The 16,982-nt window shown below is 46.5% G+C and carries 18 protein-coding genes; 9 read left to right on the forward strand and 9 right to left on the reverse strand.

Annotated features, from left to right (window positions below):
- Window positions 1–44 precede the first annotated feature (44 nt).
- Window positions 45–1,430 carry a replicative DNA helicase gene (dnaB, locus tag Nant_RS19060; RefSeq protein WP_054343197.1) on the forward strand — a complete coding sequence of 462 codons (1,386 nt, stop codon included), beginning with the start codon at window positions 45–47 and terminating at the stop codon, window positions 1,428–1,430.
- A 146-nt stretch (window positions 1,431–1,576) separates the two neighbouring features.
- On the opposite strand, the gene Nant_RS19065 is transcribed toward dnaB, so the two are convergent.
- On the reverse strand, window positions 1,577–2,008 hold the full coding sequence (locus tag Nant_RS19065) for an acyl-CoA thioesterase (protein ID WP_054343198.1): 432 nt from the start codon (window positions 2,006–2,008) through the stop codon (window positions 1,577–1,579).
- A 51-nt stretch (window positions 2,009–2,059) separates the two neighbouring features.
- Between Nant_RS19065 and Nant_RS19070 the strand changes: the two genes are divergently transcribed.
- Window positions 2,060–2,692 carry a class I SAM-dependent methyltransferase gene (locus tag Nant_RS19070; protein WP_082400382.1) on the forward strand — a complete coding sequence of 211 codons (633 nt, stop codon included), beginning with the start codon at window positions 2,060–2,062 and terminating at the stop codon, window positions 2,690–2,692.
- 25 nt (window positions 2,693–2,717) lie between these two features.
- Here Nant_RS19070 and bioA read toward each other — a convergent pair whose 3' ends face one another.
- The 6 genes from bioA to Nant_RS19100 form a co-directional block, all read right to left on the reverse strand.
- Entirely contained in the window at window positions 2,718–4,010 is a 1,293-nt protein-coding gene (gene bioA, locus Nant_RS19075; protein ID WP_054343200.1) for an adenosylmethionine--8-amino-7-oxononanoate transaminase, read from the reverse strand.
- A 92-nt stretch (window positions 4,011–4,102) separates the two neighbouring features.
- Complete coding sequence (locus Nant_RS19080; protein WP_054343201.1) at window positions 4,103–5,086, reverse strand: SLAC1 anion channel family protein; 984 nt, start codon at window positions 5,084–5,086, stop codon at window positions 4,103–4,105.
- A 93-nt stretch (window positions 5,087–5,179) separates the two neighbouring features.
- Window positions 5,180–5,893, reverse strand: coding sequence for a tRNA (N6-threonylcarbamoyladenosine(37)-N6)-methyltransferase TrmO (gene tsaA, locus Nant_RS19085; protein WP_054343202.1), 714 nt, complete (start codon window positions 5,891–5,893; stop codon window positions 5,180–5,182).
- Window positions 5,894–5,951: 58 nt separating this feature from the next.
- Window positions 5,952–6,695 (reverse strand): sulfite exporter TauE/SafE family protein, encoded by a 744-nt coding sequence (locus Nant_RS19090; RefSeq protein WP_054343203.1) that lies wholly within the window; start codon window positions 6,693–6,695, stop codon window positions 5,952–5,954.
- Entirely contained in the window at window positions 6,696–8,318 is a 1,623-nt protein-coding gene (locus Nant_RS19095; RefSeq protein WP_054343204.1) for a Na/Pi cotransporter family protein, read from the reverse strand.
- Window positions 8,319–8,411: 93 nt separating this feature from the next.
- Window positions 8,412–9,161, reverse strand: a complete 750-nt coding sequence (locus Nant_RS19100) for a ComF family protein (protein WP_054343205.1) — start codon at window positions 9,159–9,161, stop codon at window positions 8,412–8,414.
- A gap of 87 nt (window positions 9,162–9,248) precedes the next feature.
- Here Nant_RS19100 and bioB point away from each other — a divergent pair, with 87 nt between their 5' ends.
- The 7 genes from bioB (at window position 9,249) to Nant_RS19135 (ending at window position 15,404) form a co-directional block, all read left to right on the forward strand.
- On the forward strand, window positions 9,249–10,292 hold the full coding sequence (bioB, locus tag Nant_RS19105; RefSeq protein WP_054343206.1) for a biotin synthase BioB: 1,044 nt from the start codon (window positions 9,249–9,251) through the stop codon (window positions 10,290–10,292).
- 121 nt (window positions 10,293–10,413) lie between these two features.
- Window positions 10,414–11,568, forward strand: coding sequence for an 8-amino-7-oxononanoate synthase (gene bioF / locus Nant_RS19110; RefSeq protein ID WP_054343207.1), 1,155 nt, complete (start codon window positions 10,414–10,416; stop codon window positions 11,566–11,568).
- Complete coding sequence (gene bioH / locus Nant_RS19115) at window positions 11,568–12,386, forward strand: pimeloyl-ACP methyl ester esterase BioH (protein WP_054343208.1); 819 nt, start codon at window positions 11,568–11,570, stop codon at window positions 12,384–12,386. The genes bioF and bioH overlap by 1 nt, the downstream gene beginning before the upstream one ends.
- On the forward strand, window positions 12,379–13,194 hold the full coding sequence (gene bioC, locus Nant_RS19120; RefSeq protein WP_054343209.1) for a malonyl-ACP O-methyltransferase BioC: 816 nt from the start codon (window positions 12,379–12,381) through the stop codon (window positions 13,192–13,194). The genes bioH and bioC overlap by 8 nt, the downstream gene beginning before the upstream one ends.
- A complete protein-coding gene (bioD, locus tag Nant_RS19125) occupies window positions 13,194–13,892 on the forward strand; it encodes a dethiobiotin synthase (RefSeq protein WP_054343210.1) in 699 nt (232 codons plus the stop codon). Before bioC ends, bioD begins: the two co-directional genes overlap by 1 nt.
- 168 nt (window positions 13,893–14,060) lie before the next feature.
- Window positions 14,061–14,336: a hypothetical protein gene (locus tag Nant_RS19130; protein WP_054343211.1), complete on the forward strand. Its 276-nt coding sequence runs from the start codon at window positions 14,061–14,063 to the stop codon at window positions 14,334–14,336.
- Window positions 14,337–14,474: 138 nt separating this feature from the next.
- On the forward strand, window positions 14,475–15,404 hold the full coding sequence (locus Nant_RS19135) for a putative metalloprotease CJM1_0395 family protein (protein WP_054343212.1): 930 nt from the start codon (window positions 14,475–14,477) through the stop codon (window positions 15,402–15,404).
- 69 nt (window positions 15,405–15,473) lie between these two features.
- Here the strand turns inward: Nant_RS19135 and Nant_RS19140 are convergent, their stop codons facing one another.
- Together Nant_RS19140 and Nant_RS19145 are read right to left on the reverse strand one after the other, a co-directional pair.
- Window positions 15,474–16,277 (reverse strand): alpha/beta fold hydrolase, encoded by an 804-nt coding sequence (locus tag Nant_RS19140; RefSeq protein ID WP_238377191.1) that lies wholly within the window; start codon window positions 16,275–16,277, stop codon window positions 15,474–15,476.
- Between the two features lie 57 nt (window positions 16,278–16,334).
- A complete protein-coding gene (locus tag Nant_RS19145; RefSeq protein WP_054343213.1) occupies window positions 16,335–16,961 on the reverse strand; it encodes a BamJ family beta-barrel-assembly machinery protein in 627 nt (208 codons plus the stop codon).
- Window positions 16,962–16,982 lie beyond the last annotated feature (21 nt).

The following is a 16,982-nucleotide window of genomic DNA, read 5'->3' on the forward strand; positions in this document are numbered from 1 at the left end:
AGCGCTTGATTTTAAAATTCTTATTTTTAGAGGTGAAAATTTCGATGGAATTTGCTGATTTACATGATGCAGAGGTAGCGAACGTTAAGGTCTCGCCTCATTCTATCGAAGCGGAGCAGTCCGTGCTTGGTGGCCTGATGTTGGATAACAACACCTGGGATACTGCGTCCGAGATCGTTACTGAAGAGCACTTTTATCGTCATGATCATCGTCTGATTTTTAGGGTGATGCAGAAACTGGTTAACAATCAGCAACCTGTAGATGTGGTAACGCTGTCTGAAGAGCTGGACAGGACAGGAGAGTTAGACAAAGCAGGTGGCTTGGATTATCTGGTTAAGTTAGCCCGTAATACGCCCAGTGCATCAAATATTAAAGCTTATGCTGAAATTGTACGTGACAGAGCATTGTTGCGACAGATGATCGGCGTTGCTCACGAAATTGCCGAAAATGCGTTTAGCCCGGAAGGGCGAGGCTCGGAAGAGATTCTTAACGACGCTGAACAAAAGATCTTTCAGATTGCGGAAAGCCGCCCGAATCAGGGAGGTCCGGAGCCTGTTAATCCACTCTTAAAACGCGCTGTTGATCGTATTGATTTTTTGTTTAATAACAGCGATCAAATAACCGGTGTTACAACAGGTTTTGATGAGCTGGATGATCGTACAGCCGGATTGCAGCCATCCGATTTAATTATTGTGGCGGCGCGCCCATCGATGGGTAAAACCACCTTTGCGATGAACTTAGTAGAAAACGCCCTGATGGCAGAAGAAAAGCCCGTGTTGGTTTTCAGTCTTGAGATGCCTGCTGATCAGCTGATTTCTCGTATGCTATCTTCCATCGGGCGTATTGATCAGAGCAAGGTTCGTTCGGGGCAGTTGGATGAAGAAGATTGGCCGAAATTAACCACAGCGGTCAATATGTTGCGTGATAAGCCGCTGTTTATCGATGACACTTCGGGTATTAGCCCCAATGAAATGAGAACCAGAGCGCGTCGAATTGTGCGTGAGCATGGTGAGTTGGGTATGATCATGGTCGATTATCTTCAGTTGATGCAGATTAAAACGGGTAAGGCTTCTAACCGCACCGAAGAAATATCAGAAATTTCGCGCTCGTTGAAAGCCTTGGCTAAAGAGATGAAATGCCCTGTCGTGGCGCTTTCCCAGTTGAACCGTAGTCTTGAGAACCGTCCTAACAAACGTCCGGTTAACTCAGACTTACGTGAATCCGGAGCGATAGAGCAGGATGCCGATGTCATCATGTTTATTTATCGTGATGAAGTGTACAACGAAGATTCTGTGGATAAGGGCATAGCTGAGATTATTCTGGGTAAGCAGCGTAACGGCCCTATCGGTTCTATTAAGTTAGCCTTCATTGGTAAGTACACGCGATTTGAAAACCTGGCCAGAGGCAGTTACAGCGATTTCGATGAGTAGCGAATGTTGCTTAAGGGTGCAGTTGGTTAGGATCAGTTAGTCAGAGCAGACTTTAATTAGAGCAGGTGTTAATCAAGGCAGTTTTTATTTTAGAGAAGTCATCAGGATAACGGAAGATGACTGTTATCCTGATGTCTGACTCTCTGTCAGGTATCTTTTTGCATGCAGGCTTTAAATCCCTCTGGTACGGGTATCACCTTGCGCTGCTTGTAATCAAAAAAGACAATACCCGTTTTGGCGTGAGCAATTTCTGCCGCGGTTTTTTTATTAGAAAGCAGATAGTAGATGTCACAGCCATACTTATTGAAATCCCCTACGGCTACATCAATCTGTATTTGGTCTCCGTGGAATCCTTCGGCTCGATAGACAATCGCAGAATCTGTCATAATGATACCGCCACCTTCAACATCCAGTTCTGTGTAGTGGTAATAATTCAGAAAACGAATTCTTGCTTCATGTATCATCGACAGAACAGCATCATTGCCTAAATGCCCGCCATAATTAATGTCACTGATGGTAACGGGAAGTTCAGTCGTAAATGTATAATTATCAGGCATATCAATTTTAATACGTGCCATATAGATTCCTTTTTAACTTATAGCAATTTATAACATCTTATCAGAGGGTGCATGATGATGAACCTCTATAGGCAACATATTTTCCCTTATTTGCTGGATAAGGTATCGAGAAAGCTGGATGCCGACAGACAGCGGATTCTTCCCTATCTTCGTGGTGATGTGCTTGAGTTGGGCGCGGGTACTGGCGTTAATTTTAGTTTTTATTCTCAGCAAATAAACTCATTAATTGCGCTCGAGCCTGAGCCTGCTTTGTTGCTTATGGCAGCGCAGCAACGTTCTTCATTAGAGGCAAAACAGGCCGGGCGGTTTTACCTTATTCAGGGTGACGGGCATCATCTGCCACTGGCGTCTAATAGCCTGGATGTAGTGCTCTGCTGTTTGGTATTGTGCTCAGTATCTGATCCACAGCAAGCGCTGTTGGAAATTTATCGGGTGTTAAAGCCCGGCGGTACATTAGTGGTATTTGAACATGTGAGAAGTGAGCATGTCTTCACCAGAGCTTGTCAGCAGCTAGTAAATCCACTATGGAAGCCACTGGCCTGTGGCTGTCATTTACAGCGACATACTTTTCAATACATAGAAGAGGCAGGCTTCACAACTGATAAACTGGAAACATACCGGCATCAAGCCCTGCCAGCACTGGTAGGAACCGTGCTGGAAGGTGTGGCTTTTAAGCCTTTTTAGATGTTTTCCTTTTTGAAATACTGTCTTATTTCAAATAGCGATGTAATACCTCGATGATGCCCGATGTCAGGGTATTCAGTGTTTCGTTATCCATAATATAGGGCGGCATGATATAGACAAGCTTACCAAATGGCCGCACCCAGATTCCCTTTTCGATAAACATCTTTTGGATGCGAGCGCTGTCTACAGGTTGGCTTAATTCGACTACACCGATTCCGCCTAAGCAACGTACTTCTGCTACACCCTTTATTTCGGACGCTGGGTTCAGTCCTGTTTTAAGTGCCGTTTCTATGCGTTGAAGATTAGATTTCCAGTCAGACTCTATCAGTAACTGCAGACTGCTGTTAGCAACCGCGCAGGCGAGCGGGTTCCCCATAAATGTCGGGCCATGCATGAAGCAGCCCGCACCGCCAGCAGATATGGTTTCTGCGACTTGAGTGGTCGTTAATGTGGCAGCTAATGACATATAACCACCGGTGATGGCTTTGCCGAGGCATATAATATCGGGTACCACATCCGCGTGATGACAGGCGAGCATTTTACCTGTTCTGGCGAATCCGGTCGCAATTTCGTCGGCGATGAGTAGCAGGCCGTATTCATCGCATAATGCGCGCGCTGCTTTAAGATAGTGCGGAGAATAAAAACGCATACCGCCGGCACCCTGAACAATTGGTTCGAGGATCAGGGCTGCCAACTCATGATGTTGCTGTTCGATAATCTGTTTTAGTGAGGCAATATCCGCACTGTCCCATGCCTGATGAAAACCAATCTCAGGCCTGTCTGCAAAATGGTGTTTGGGCAGAACGGCAGTAAAAATTTCATGCATTCCATTGATGGGATCGCAGACCGACATCGCACCAAAGGTGTCACCGTGATAGCCGTTTCTGATCGTAACCAACTTATGTTTTTCTGGTTTTTCCAGAGCATGCCAGTACTGAATTGCCATCTTAATGGCGACTTCAACGGCGACAGAGCCTGAGTCTGCAATAAAAACTTTGTCCAGAGCGGCAGGTGTCAGCTCGACGAGTTTGCGCGCCAGTTCAATGGCCGGTTCATGAGTAATGCCGCCAAACATGACATGAGACATCTGATCAATTTGTGCATGAGCGGCGGCATTCAATACAGGATGATTGTAGCCGTGGATAGCCGACCACCAGGATGCCATACCATCTATGAGTTCCCGTCCATCAGACATCTTAAGGCGGACACCTTTGGCTGAAACGATGGGGTAAACCGGCGAAGGATTAGTCATTGATGAATAAGGATGCCAGATGTGATCGCGATCATAGCGGATCTGTTCGGCGCTAATGCTGGTCATTCTGAATGCTCCTAGATAGAAAATCGGGCTCCATTAGAGCCCGTTATCCGGTGGAGTGCAACAGGGTGTCGGTTGGCTATAGGATGATGTTTTTAATCTGCCTGGAAGAGACTGCCGCTGATAATGCCTTTAACGGTTTTATAAAGTAATAAGGTAACGACCAGCGAGACAATCCCTAGCATCAGGTAGCTAAGTGTTAAAAATAAGGGTGCTCCGGTTCGCGAATACATGATTTCGGAGGTGATAGTGAATGCCGCCAGCGGGAATGAGTAGGCCCACCAGGATATGTAAAACTGGATGCGGGAAAAACGGCTGAATTGAGTCATGAGTAATAAGACTAAAAAAGCGGCAGCGTAATATAGAACACGGCCAAAACTATCTAACACGTCATGATTGAGTTTCATGTAAGAGATAAACCCAACAGCCGGCGGCGCAATCAGGATAAATAGCGTGGGCAAGAGTCTTTCAGGTAGAGGCTCATGAAAGATAATTCTGTTAAATATCAGTGTCTTTAAAACGATCCAATAGATAATGCCAATGCTGAAGAAAAACCAGGAAACTTCATAGAAGCCGTGTTCGACCCCGGAAATAGGGATGAGGATGTTGCCCACAACCGGAATAAACCAGGCAGGTGTGCTGTGGGTTATTTGAAAATGCCGGTGATGAATCCACCGAGTCAGCGCATTCAGTGTGAAAATCAATTGCAGCGTGCTGCCCAGTATCCATAAAAAGCGGGATAATTCGGTTGATACCTCAAGCGTGGCAATGCTCATCAGGATGATGCTGATAGAGAATGCCGGGAAAAAACTCATGGTTATCGGGTGGTTAAACTCGGCAATGACGGATGATGAGTGACGTACTATTTTTAGCAGATAAACGCTGACAATGATCGCAAACAAGGTGGCTGAAACAATCAGTAATACCTGTGAGATGATAGTCGGTAGTGCAAGGACATTAGCAGATTTCTGCCATGCGAGCGTTAGGCCCAGTGTGCCCATGATCATAGAAAAAAATGCCACCGGGAAATGTTGTAGACGGGCGATAGCTATTTTAGGTGGGGAGGGTAGCTCAGTCATATGCTTTCCAGATATTAGTTTAGAATATTCTAATATAATAATGTGTTAGTTGCTTTTCGCCAATAGCCAGAACCAAGAGCCAAGCCAGTTTTATCAAAGCAGAGATGCATCGACAGAGTCGACTGCGTGTACATATATGGCCTCATCTTCGGCGATAGACCAGCGAATATTGTAATCATGCAGGCGAATTCCATACTCTCTTTCTGCAGAGCGCTGATAAGCCGGGCGAGGATCACAACGTAGTACTTCTGTAATTTGTTCCGCAATAGGCAAGCTTGTCGCCTGAGTGATCTGTGCACATTGTGCTGTTGCTTGTTCGCTGAAAACAACCGGAATTTCCAGCCCGCGATAACTGTCTGCCAATGTGAAATGCGCGTCAGGTAATGCATCTGAATAAGGTAAATAGGGTTTAATATCGAGAATCGGCGTTTGATCCAGCAGATCCGCACCACTGACCATTAATTGTACTTTACCCTTAATGCAACGTATGTCATCCAGTTTAACGGCCGACAGACCAATGGGGTTAGGTCTGAAAGGAGAGCGGGTCGCCAGTACTCCTACGCGCCGGTTACCGCCGAGTCTGGGTGGACGAACCGTCGGATGCCAGCCTTTGCCAACACAGGCGCTGAAGATGAAAATCAGCCAGATATGCGAGCATCCTTCAAGCCCCCGCACAATTTCTTCGCTGGCGTATTCCGGGAGCAATTCAATAGTGGCTTGCATCGATCCGGCTAAACCGGGCTGTCTGGGGATACCAAACTTTTCTTTAAAGCCAGAATGGATAACGCCTATAGGCTCAAGGTTCATAGCTGCCTCGTAACGTAAATTTCATCAATAGTATTAACCGTTGTCAGGAGTAGAAAGCCTAGAAAAAGGCGTCAAATAATAGTTTGATACCCATCAAAAACAAGAATGAATAACATATCTGATAGAACCACACGTCGCTGATTTTATGGTGTAAGCGCACACCCAGTAAAACCCCGATGGGTGCGAGGATAGCCAGCGTGGCCGCTGTCGTTAATGTTTCATAGGTAAATTGCCCGAGCAAGGTGTACGGCACAAGCTTAATGAAGTTGACGGTTGCAAAGAAAATAATGGTGGTGCCAACATAATCATATTTAGCTAATTTCAAGGGCAGCAGATAAGCGTTGAGTGGTGCACCGCCGGCATGTACACCAAAACTGGTAAAGCCTGCGATGGCTCCCCAGAAACTACCACGCATCCGGCTTGGTGTTTTAGGCTCTCTGTTTTTAGGTTTCAGCCAGAAGTTTAAAGCAAAAGTGACGGCGATAAGGCCGACGATAATACGGATATGATCTGCTGAGAAATACTTGAATGTCAGCGCGCCAAATATGATGCCGATAGCGGCGGCAGGCAGTAATGTCTTTAAGCTGTGGCGGTGGCCTTTGCCGCGAAAGCTCCACAGGCCGACGAGGTCCATCAGGCATAAGATAGGTAGCAGGATAGCTGCTGCTTGTTGAGGTGCGATTACCAGTGCCATCATAGGGACGCCTAAAAGCCCTAAACCACCACCAAATCCACCTTTGGATATGGCCGTAATGAGCACAGCGGGTATAGCTGCAGCATAAAACCAAGGATCGGTGATCATCTATTTTCCTGCATTCCTTGCATGTATGGGGAGCATGCTGCTCCAGTAAGTCGAGGCTTTTTCGGCCTGTTCGGCCAGTCGGCGCAAGTGGCTGAGGGCGTCCAGCAAGGTAACACACTCCGCCGCCTCAAGCTTGCCGGACGTGGCTGCATTGAGAATATCTGATTTTAGTGCCTGGTAATCGTATTCCAGTGTATGCAGTAATTTTCGGGGTGGTTCGCTTTCGGTATTACTATTTTCATCGATTCGACATTCATTGAGGAGCGTAGTGATATCTTTCTTAAAATTAAAAACGCTTTGGCGAATGCTGGAATCAGAGATGTTTTCTAAGCTATCGTGGTAATCCACAAGGCGTGTAGAGAGTCGTGCTACCTCATTTAGATAGCGGGCTACGCGTAGTGACGACGGTAAAATATCAGTAATATCAGGATTCAGGTTTTGTTGTGCAATTTTCTGGTTGAATTGTCCGATAGAAGATACCAGCGCCATGATACTCGACAAATCTTTTTCAAGCTGCGGTGGATTGCCATCTTCTTCACTTACGGCCGCCAACGCCATAGCGGTGCAGAGTCGGCTGACCCTGCCCAGTTCCATGCTCATCGCTTCCAATGCCAGATAGGGTGTAGTGAGTATATTTTTATCCAGATACTGTGGTGTGCTGATGTTTTCTTCCTGAGAGAGAAAGCGCTTCGCCAAAAAATTAACCATAGTGTTTGTTAAAGGCCACATTATGCATACACCCAGTACATTAAAGAGCGTATGAAATAGCGCCAGCAGTATCACGATGCCGATAAAACCATTATTCAGATGGTTGACCTGTGAAGAGAAAAGTATTAACAGTAAAAATCCGACAGCACCTGTTATCAGATTAAAAATGACATGCGCTGCAGCTATTCGTTTCGCATTGGGCGTGGCTCCAATGACAGCGAGCATGGCTGTAGAGGTGGTACCCAGGTTGGCACCGATGACTAGCGCGGCGGCTGCCGTGATGTTAATAGAACCGGCGGCGGCGAGTGATAGCGTAATCGCCATGGAGGCTGCAGACGATTGCATTAAGAGCGTCAGAATAAAGCCGGCGACTAAAAACAGGAGTTCGCTTAGTGGTAAATTGCTGATAGCTGTCAGGTTAATGTGTTGTTCCAGGCCCTCAAAACTTTCTTTGAGAAAATCGAGACCAATAAAAAAAACCCCAAACCCCGCCACTGCAAATCCTATTTGTCGAATCCGTTCTGTGGAAGCGACGACATTCATGAGCATCCCAAAAGCAATTAAGGGTAATGCAAAGACGCTGATGTTAATTTTGAAGCCGATAAGGGCTACCAGCCAGCTGGTCATGGTAGAGCCAATATTGCAGCCATAAATAACGGCAACCGATTGCGGAATGGTTAATAAACCGGCATTAACAAAACCGATAGTAGCCACCGTTACCGCGCTGGATGATTGTACGATCGCGGTAATCAGCGTGCCGGAAAGAAGGCCTTTTAAACGGCTTTGTGTCGCCGCCTGAAGAACGCTTTTTAATGACTTGCCGGCCGCTTGCCTAAGCCCTTGCGTCATTAGATGCATTCCTAGCAAAAATAATCCTATGCCGCCAGCAAGGCTACCTAAAATAGCGATATCCAATAAAGGGCTCCTCACTTATGTCAATGTAAATACTCATAATAGTCGTGAACGCGATGTGTAGCTATTGATCCGTGAAACATTATTGAGTCGTTGCTAATCCGGTGCAGGTGTACGCGCGATGACCCATATGTCGACACGTTCAATACCTGAGTTTTTCAGTATTTTGCTGATTTCTTTTATCGTCGTTCCTGTGGTAACAACATCATCAATCAGGACTACATGTCTCAGAATCGGGCCGTTATAGCTGAATGCATTATCCAAATTGGCTCTGCGTTGTTTAGCGGTTAATCTTGATTGTGATTTAGTGTGTTTTATTTTTTGCAGTCGATTCAGTAATAAAGGTATTTTCAATTGTTGGCTCAGATAGCGGGCAATCATTGTCGATTGATTAAATCCTCTGCTCATTAATCGGAAAGGATGCACGGGTACCGGAATAATCGCCTCTGGCCAGGCTTGTGGTCGATCAAGTAAGCGTTTTAATAAACACTGGGCCAGCCAGGTAGTATGGTGCAGACCGTGGTGGTGCTTTATTTTTGGAATAATCGCACTGATAGGGAATCGATAATAGAAAGCTGCTTGAGTATTAGAGAAAGCGGGCGGCTCTTTAATACATTGGCCGCAGATCAGAGGTTTCTGCTTTGAGTCTGTTTGTTCTAAGCCCCGTGCTTCTATGTTGAGTGTTTCTGAACTCAGTGGTAGAGCGCAAACATAGCAAGCAGTGGCGAGCCAAGGGAGATCATTAAGACAGTTTTCGCAAAGCGGGTGTGAAATGTGTGTTGATTCGCCGCATAAAGCACATTTATGCTTATTATTTGTACAGATGTTTTTAAATATTGCTAGCATAAGTTGACAGTTCCTTCTGTCGATTTATCATTGTCAGTTATAGCAGCATATCAATGTTGAATGTCATATTTAAAAGGGGAAGTACGCATGACAGTTAAAGCACCCGTTCGTAACAATTGGACCGTAGAAGAGGTGCGAGACCTTTTTGAGCTTCCCTTTAACGACCTCATGTTTCAGGCGCACACGGTTCACCGCCAATACTTTAAGCCAAATGAAGTTCAGGTCAGTACGTTGCTTTCCATCAAAACCGGTGCTTGTCCGGAAGACTGTAAATACTGCCCTCAAAGTGGGCATTATAATACCGGACTGGAAAAAGAACGTTTGATGCAGGTCGATAAGGTGCTTGAAAAAGCCCGTCAGGCAAAAGCATCAGGGTCTACTCGTTTCTGCATGGGGGCTGCCTGGAAGCATCCGGCTGATAAAGATATGCCGTATGTGGTTGATATGGTGCAGCAGGTTAAGGCTCTGGGGTTAGAAACCTGCATGACGCTGGGTATGCTGGACGAAGGTAAAGCCGGGCAGTTGGCCGATGCTGGTTTGGATTATTACAATCATAATTTGGATACGTCTCCTGAATTTTACGACAAAATCATCACGACGCGTTCTTTTCAGGACCGTCTGGATACTCTGAAAAATGTTCGTGATTCCGGGATGAAGGTCTGTAGTGGCGGGATTCTCGGCATGGGTGAAACGGCTACCGACCGTATCGGGCTGCTGCGTCAGCTGGCGAATTTGCCGGTTCAGCCAGAAAGTGTGCCGATTAATATGCTAGTAAAAGTGAAAGGAACACCGCTGGAAAATGTCGATGATCTCGATCATTTAGTCTTTATTCGCACGATTGCGGTTGCCCGCATTATGATGCCTGCGTCACATGTGCGCTTATCAGCCGGCCGTGAGAGTATGAGCGATGAAATGCAGGCGATGACATTTTTTGCAGGCGCAAACTCTGTATTTTATGGCGACTGCCTGTTGACGACGCCAAATCCTGAAACGCATCGTGATCTGCAGCTCTTCAAGCGCTTGGGTATCAATCCTGAGCAACGTATTTCTGTTGATGATGATGTACAAGAAGCGGCTATCATTAAAGACCTGCAAAAACAGCAGGACAGCACACATTTCTACGAAGCATAACTGTCATTAAGGCATCTAGGCAGCGGCTCAGTAAGCGCTGCCTTTTTCAGCTTCTACTGCATTGATAGATAGTAAGAGTCGATAGATCGTCGTTAATAAGAGCATTCTGCGGTGAATCACTATGTCATTTGATCAATTAGCGTCTGAGCTACAGGTGCGTAAAGCCGCCTCGTTGTATCGCGGGCGTAAAGTGCTACAGAGCCCACAGCAGCCAGAGGTTGTCGTGGATGGTAAAGCGTATCTGGCTTTTTGTTCAAACGACTATTTAGGTCTGGCCAATCACCCTGCCATTGTCAGTGCTTTCAAGCAGGCGGCAGATGAATACGGCGTCGGGGGAGGCGCATCTTCTTTAGTCAGCGGGCATAGTTTTCATCATCACGCATTAGAAGAAGAGCTGGCTGCTTTTACGGGGCGGCCACGGGCATTGTTGTTTTCAAATGGTTACATGGCAAATCTCGGAACAGTGAATGCCTTGTTGGGTAAGCAGGATGCCGTGTTTCAAGATCGCCTTAATCATGCCTCATTGTTGGATGCCGGCTTGCTTAGTGGTGCGCGCTTTCAGCGTTATTTGCATAATGATGTTGATAGCCTCACCCAGCGCTTGAGTAAAACTCAGGCGCGTCGTTCGTTGGTGGTTACTGATGGTGTGTTTAGCATGGATGGCGATATCGCCGACCTGCCTGCCATTTGCGATGTGGCTAATCATCACAAGGCCTGGGTCATGGTAGATGATGCGCACGGCATCGGCTGTCTTGGGAAAACGGGAGCAGGGTGTGCTGAGCACTTCGGCCTTAGTGAACAACAATTACCGATATTGATGGGCACATTAGGCAAGGCGTTTGGTACCTCGGGTGCTTTCGTAGCGGGCAGTGACGTCTTGATTGAAACCTTGATTCAGCATGCGCGTACCTATATTTATACCACCAGCATGCCGCCTGCTGTCGCTGCGGCCACCAGAGTCAGTCTTAAATTGGTGCAAACCGAACAATGGCGACGTGAGCAGTTGACTAGTTTGATCCAGCGCTTTCGTCGTGGCTGTGAACAGCTGGGTTTGAGTTTGATGGACTCGCCCACGCCAATACAACCGATCATGATCGGAAATGCGGATAAAGCGATGGCAATGAGTGCGGCGTTACGCGATAAGGGGTTGTTTATTACGGCGATTCGTCCGCCGACTGTACCTCATGGCAGCGCACGACTTCGCGTCACGCTCAGCGCCAGCCACACAGAAGTACAGGTTGATCGTCTGTTAGACGCATTGGATCAGGTTAAATAATGGCGATATATCATCAATCTTTTGGTTCCACAGATAATCCCGAACTAGTCTTACTGCATGGTTGGGGGATGAGTTCTGCCATATGGCAAACCTTAATGTCAGAGCTTACCATGTCTTTTTATGTAACATTAATCGACTTGCCAGGGCTGGGTCGCTCTGCCGGTGTTGACAGCGTTAAAAGAGTTGAAGGGACGCTGTCGCTGGATTCTATAGCTGAACAAGTCGCTGCTGTGGTTAAACAACCCGCCTATTGGTTAGGCTGGTCGTTAGGGGGCTTAATCGCAACGCAGATTGCTGTGCAGTATCCGGAAAAAGTGAAAGGCCTTATTACGGTAGCGTCCAATCCCTGTTTTGTACAAAAAACAGACTGGCCGAGTGCCATGGAGCGTGGCGTTTATGCTCAGTTTAAGGAGGCCGTTGCGGTTAATCCTGAGAAAGCCTTAATGCGTTTTGCCATGTTGCAAGTGCAGGGCAGTGAGGCCGCAAAACCACTACTGAAACAGATTAAGGCGGTGTTGGCAGAAAGCCAGCCTACGCATTTACTGGAGACCTTAACCTTACTGGAAAATGATATCCGCGAGCGCTTGTCACAGTTACGTTGCCCTGTGTTACATATCTATGGCGCCGCCGATCAGCTAGTGCCTGTCTGCATCGTATCTGCCGTTGCTGAGCTTAGTTCAGAGCTTAGTTCAAAGTTTAGTCCGGCGCATCAGATTGTCTGCTTTGAATCGGCAGGACATTTGCCTTTTCTATCGCATCCGGAGGCATTTATGCAGTCACTACTGGATTTTACCCGAAGCGCTATCATTCATGGGTGAGTTGATTGATAAGCTGCGTGTAGCAGAGTCCTTCAGTAAAGCCGCGTCCACTTATGATAGTGTGGCGGCCTTGCAGCGAAATATTGGCCATCAGTTATTGGAGATGCTTTCCAGTCACAGTCAAGACAGCCAGAGCGGACATACTGAGCCTGCCTCTATTCTTGATCTTGGCTGCGGTACCGGATATTTTACCTCCGTGTTACGGGATCGGTATCCCGATAGGCCATTAGCAGGACTGGATATAGCCTCTGGGATGTTGGCGTATGCTCGTACGACAAGAGCATTAGACAATGACGTTACCTGGATTTGTGGCGATGCAGAAAGTTTACCGTTAAAAAATCAGTCCTACTCCTTAGTTTTTTCCAGTTTGGCAATTCAGTGGTGTGAAAATAGCTCAATGCTGTTTGCTGAAATGTCACGCGTCCTTAGTCGCGATGGTATCGCTTGTATCGCGACATTGGGCCCGCAGACGCTGTGTGAATTAAGAGATGCCTGGTCTCGGATAGATGATTATCAACATGTAAACCAATTTCAATCGCTGGCGCAGCTTTGTAAAGCGTTGCCTGATGATCTTGAGTTAATAGAGACAGAATGCGAGATGCGTGTGCTGCACTATCCGCAGCTCAAAGAGCTGACCTGTGAATTAAAAGGGATTGGTGCACATAATATGAATGCGGGTCAGGCAAAAGGTCTAACCGGCCCCGCCCGTGTAAAAGCCTTTAAAGCGGCGTATGAGCTTTTTCGCACCTCAGAAGGTTTGTTGCCAGCAAGTTACGAAGTTTATTATCTGATTTTGAGGAAGCGTTAATGGCAAAGCGACAGTTTTTTGTAACAGGAACAGATACGGATGTAGGCAAGACGATCGTTACCGCAGGCTTACTGGAAAAAGCCAATCAGTTGGGGTATCGCACGATTGGTTTAAAACCGGTAGCCGCCGGGTGTCTACACACAGAAAATGGCCTGCAGAACAGTGATGCCCTTTTGTTGCAGCAAACAGCCAGTGTTGCGCTGAGTTATAGCGAAGTAAATCCTATTGTGTTTGAAGCGGCGGTGGCACCACATATTGCGGCTGAGCAAACCGGCAAGCGTTTATCGGCGGACAGAATAGCCGCCTTATGTCGTGGTGCAATGATGAACCCGGCCGACGTCGTACTGATCGAGGGTGCGGGTGGATGGCGTGTGCCTTTCAACAGAACCGAAACCTTTGCCGATGTGCCCAAACTGCTTAATACGCCTGTTATTCTTGTTGTCGGGATAAAGCTGGGGTGTATCAATCATGCGTTGTTAACGGCCGAAGCAATCGTTAGAGATGGTTTGTCGATAGCAGGCTGGGTGGCCAATCGTATTGATCCTGATATGAGCTGTTCTGACGATAATGTAGCCACATTAGAGACCCTATTACAGACTAGGTTTCGTGCACCCCTGTTAGGTGACATTCCATTTCTTCAGGCGTTAAGCCCCATAATAGTTGCTGAGTATCTGGATGTGCAGGCTCTTTTTGAATAGCCATGTGTGAATAACAGAGCTATTTCACTAAATGAATACCTCTGAACCAAATGCTACTTAAATTAATGGTTGCTTTAGTACTTATGCTGATCAAAAAATAGTCAAATTTAAAATTGTGGCCTATACTTACAGCACTCTGAATTTTAATTTAACGTGCAGGTGAATGCCATGAACATCTCAGGGACAATGCAATCAGGCGTTATCGGTTTAAACCGTATGCTGGATAATACCCTGAAATCACCCAGTGATCAGCTGGGTAATGGTAAACCAAGCTCATCAGAGCAGGCTTCAGGGCAGGCACTCAGTAGTACCTTAAGTAGCGCGGATAATACGGCGACGGCTAATAATAGCAACGCTGTCAACGCGAATGAACAAGCACAAGCAACCAAGGTAGTCACGGATGCTGGTGAAGTATTAGGTACGAATATAGATACGCGCGCATAGTTATATATAACGTTTTTCATCTTGGACTTTGTGTTTATTGTTTTGAAAGTCCCGGCAATAGTAGTCGTTAGAAGAACAAACAGTGAGCAAAGGCGGCAGATCACCAAAACAAACAGTTAACAAAGAAAGGATATCAGGGTGATTATTAACAATTACTCTTCCAGTATGATCCGATCAGCGTCGCACGATTCATCTGCGGCGGTTAAGTCTATTTCGTCTAATCAATCGTCCTCAACGACCTCCTCTTCAAATACGCAGATACAAAGCGCTTCTTCTGATCCGTTACAGGGGCAAGATAAATTCTCCAAACAAGGTGCTGAGATTAGTCAGACGACAGTATCGGCCTCAGAAGCGTCCACGAATCAATCTTCAGATAAACGAGTTGAAGAAGCGAATAGACAGATTGCTCAGGATCTTTCCAGACGTGACCTAGAAGTCAAAAACCATGAACGGATTCATGCGTCGATCGGTGGCGCGTTTGCTTCAGCTCCAAATTTTGATTATGAGCGTGGCCCGGATGGCCAGCTCTATGCTGTTGGGGGAGATGTGCGTATTGATACCTCTCCTGTATCAGATGACCCCAGAGCGACGCTGGAAAAAGCGCAAGTTATTATCCGTGCTGCGCTCTCTGTTCCTGAGCCATCAACGCAAGATCGGCGTGTTGCAGCTCAGGCACGGGTGATGGCAACGGAGGCTCAGGCCGAGATTGCTAAGCTTGAAGCACCCGTTCAGATTTCAGATCAAGACACGCGTAGTGAGAAATCGGATAGCCAGGAAATAGATAGCCAAAAAGCAGCGTTGGCAAATGAGGCTGCCGCATTGGAAGACGAAAAAAATAAACTGCGCAGTGAAGAAACTAAAGATAAGCAATCTGAAGATCAAAAAACGTTAGCAGAACGTAACGAAGAGCAAAATGCTTCTGGTCGCGCGGTTGCATCGCTACAGGAGTTTAATAACCGACTCAATGATCTCAATAAAAAGCTCAGCGACATCAACCTTCGTTTGGTTGACGCGGGCGTTTTTCAGAAGCTTTTTCCTGAAGGCTCGATTATTGACAAAAATATCTGATGTATTAAGTGGATGATAAAGGATTCAGCATCTAATCAATATAAGCAAAGAATGCGTTAGATTTTTATATCAAGCCTGTAAAAAATTGATCAGTATTTTCGTAAAGATGGCAGGCTTTTCCGCATGTGGCCAATGACCAGCGCCTTGAATTATTTTGTAGGTGGCTTTAGGGAAGAGTGCCAGAATTCCGTCGCGGTGGTCTGTCTGTATGTAGTGTGATTCCTCACCTTTGATAAACAGTGTTTTACCATTAAACGGATGTCCGGTTGGTGCTGCACTGATGTCGTCATAGTGTTTATCTAAAACCGGCAGGTTCATGCGCCATTGGAATTGTTTGTTCTCATCGCGGTAAAGGTTTTTCAGTAAAAAAGCTCTGATACCTGGTTCAGGGATATAAGCACCGAGTTGTTTGTCGGCATCTGTACGCGATTTTATGTGCGCCAGATCAATCGAAAAAAGTCCCTTCAATACATCCTTATGATGATGTTCGTATGCAACAGGAGAGATATCAACAACAATGAGTTTATTTAGGCGCTCGGGATGCGTCAGTGCTAGTTGCATGGCAACTTTTCCGCCCATGGAATGCCCCATCAGATTTACTTTATCCAATCCTAAATCATCTAGCAGGTTAATGATGTCGTCGACCATGAGGGCATAATTCATGTCGTCGGTGTGTGGACTGCGGCCATGATTTCTCAGATCAACGGCGATCACCTGAAAATGTTCAGAAAGCGCTTTAATCTGGCTGCCCCAGTTTTCCAGCGTGCCGAATAAGCCGTGCAAAATAACTAAAGGAGCTCCGTTGCCATGGAGTTGATAGTTAAGAAGAGAGTTATGAGGGGAGTTAAGTTGCATGGTTTGTATTGGCTTCATTAAAGGTCCCGGCAATATAAAACCGGGCAAAAGCATTGCCCGGTTTGTATTACGACATTAGAGAATGTCGAGCAGTTCTATATCAAATATCAGTGTTGCAAAAGGTGGGATTCCACCAGGTGAACCCTGTTCACCATAAGCAAGAGAGTAAGGAACCGTTAAGCGCCATTTTGCGCCAGTGTTCATCAATTGAAGAGCTTCAGTCCAGCCTGCGATTACGCCGCCTACAGGAAATTCAGTTGGCTGACCGCGATCATAAGAGCTATCAAAAACTTTGCCATCTGGGAATGTGCCATGGTAATGCGTACGTACGGTTGAATCCGCTGTTGGCTTTTCGCTTGCAGCGTCACCTGCTTCAATGACTTCGTACTGCAGACCTGATTCAAGAACGACAACGCCTTCACGTGCAGCATTTTCTGCCAGAAAAGCGGCGCCCGCCTCGTTAGCTTCTTTGGCTTGCGCTTCGTGAATTTCTTTCATACGACGGTTCAGTTCGTTAAAAGCTGTCTGGATCTCAGCCACAGGCACTGCAAGTTCTTTGCCCAGGTAAGAATCTTTGATACCCGCTGCAACCGCATCAAGATCAATGCCTTCAAAGCCGTTTTGAGCCAGTTGGTCGCCCATTTGACGGCCAACACCATAGCTTGCATGTTGTTCTAGTGTTTCAAATTTTAGTTCAGACATTGTTTTTTCTACCAATAAAAA

This window comes from Neptunomonas antarctica (genome assembly GCF_001305295.1).
Classification (GTDB): Bacteria; Pseudomonadota; Gammaproteobacteria; order Pseudomonadales; family Balneatricaceae; genus Neptunomonas; species Neptunomonas antarctica.

What these genes read in the sequence shown, in the direction of transcription:
- dnaB (WP_054343197.1), top strand. Translation starts at nt 45, where the DNA reads ATGGAATTTGCTGATTTACATGATGCAGAGGTAGCGAACGTTAAGGTC.
- Nant_RS19065 (WP_054343198.1), bottom strand. Translation starts at nt 2,008, where the DNA reads ATGGCACGTATTAAAATTGATATGCCTGATAATTATACATTTACGACT.
- Nant_RS19070 (WP_082400382.1), top strand. Translation starts at nt 2,060, where the DNA reads ATGATGATGAACCTCTATAGGCAACATATTTTCCCTTATTTGCTGGAT.
- bioA (WP_054343200.1), bottom strand. Translation starts at nt 4,010, where the DNA reads ATGACCAGCATTAGCGCCGAACAGATCCGCTATGATCGCGATCACATC.
- Nant_RS19080 (WP_054343201.1), bottom strand. Translation starts at nt 5,086, where the DNA reads ATGACTGAGCTACCCTCCCCACCTAAAATAGCTATCGCCCGTCTACAA.
- tsaA (WP_054343202.1), bottom strand. Translation starts at nt 5,893, where the DNA reads ATGAACCTTGAGCCTATAGGCGTTATCCATTCTGGCTTTAAAGAAAAG.
- Nant_RS19090 (WP_054343203.1), bottom strand. Translation starts at nt 6,695, where the DNA reads ATGATCACCGATCCTTGGTTTTATGCTGCAGCTATACCCGCTGTGCTC.
- Nant_RS19100 (WP_054343205.1), bottom strand. Translation starts at nt 9,161, where the DNA reads ATGCTAGCAATATTTAAAAACATCTGTACAAATAATAAGCATAAATGT.
- bioB (WP_054343206.1), top strand. Translation starts at nt 9,249, where the DNA reads ATGACAGTTAAAGCACCCGTTCGTAACAATTGGACCGTAGAAGAGGTG.
- bioF (WP_054343207.1), top strand. Translation starts at nt 10,414, where the DNA reads ATGTCATTTGATCAATTAGCGTCTGAGCTACAGGTGCGTAAAGCCGCC.
- bioH (WP_054343208.1), top strand. Translation starts at nt 11,568, where the DNA reads ATGGCGATATATCATCAATCTTTTGGTTCCACAGATAATCCCGAACTA.
- bioC (WP_054343209.1), top strand. Translation starts at nt 12,379, where the DNA reads ATGGGTGAGTTGATTGATAAGCTGCGTGTAGCAGAGTCCTTCAGTAAA.
- bioD (WP_054343210.1), top strand. Translation starts at nt 13,194, where the DNA reads ATGGCAAAGCGACAGTTTTTTGTAACAGGAACAGATACGGATGTAGGC.
- Nant_RS19130 (WP_054343211.1), top strand. Translation starts at nt 14,061, where the DNA reads ATGAACATCTCAGGGACAATGCAATCAGGCGTTATCGGTTTAAACCGT.
- Nant_RS19140 (WP_238377191.1), bottom strand. Translation starts at nt 16,277, where the DNA reads ATGAAGCCAATACAAACCATGCAACTTAACTCCCCTCATAACTCTCTT.
- Nant_RS19145 (WP_054343213.1), bottom strand. Translation starts at nt 16,961, where the DNA reads ATGTCTGAACTAAAATTTGAAACACTAGAACAACATGCAAGCTATGGT.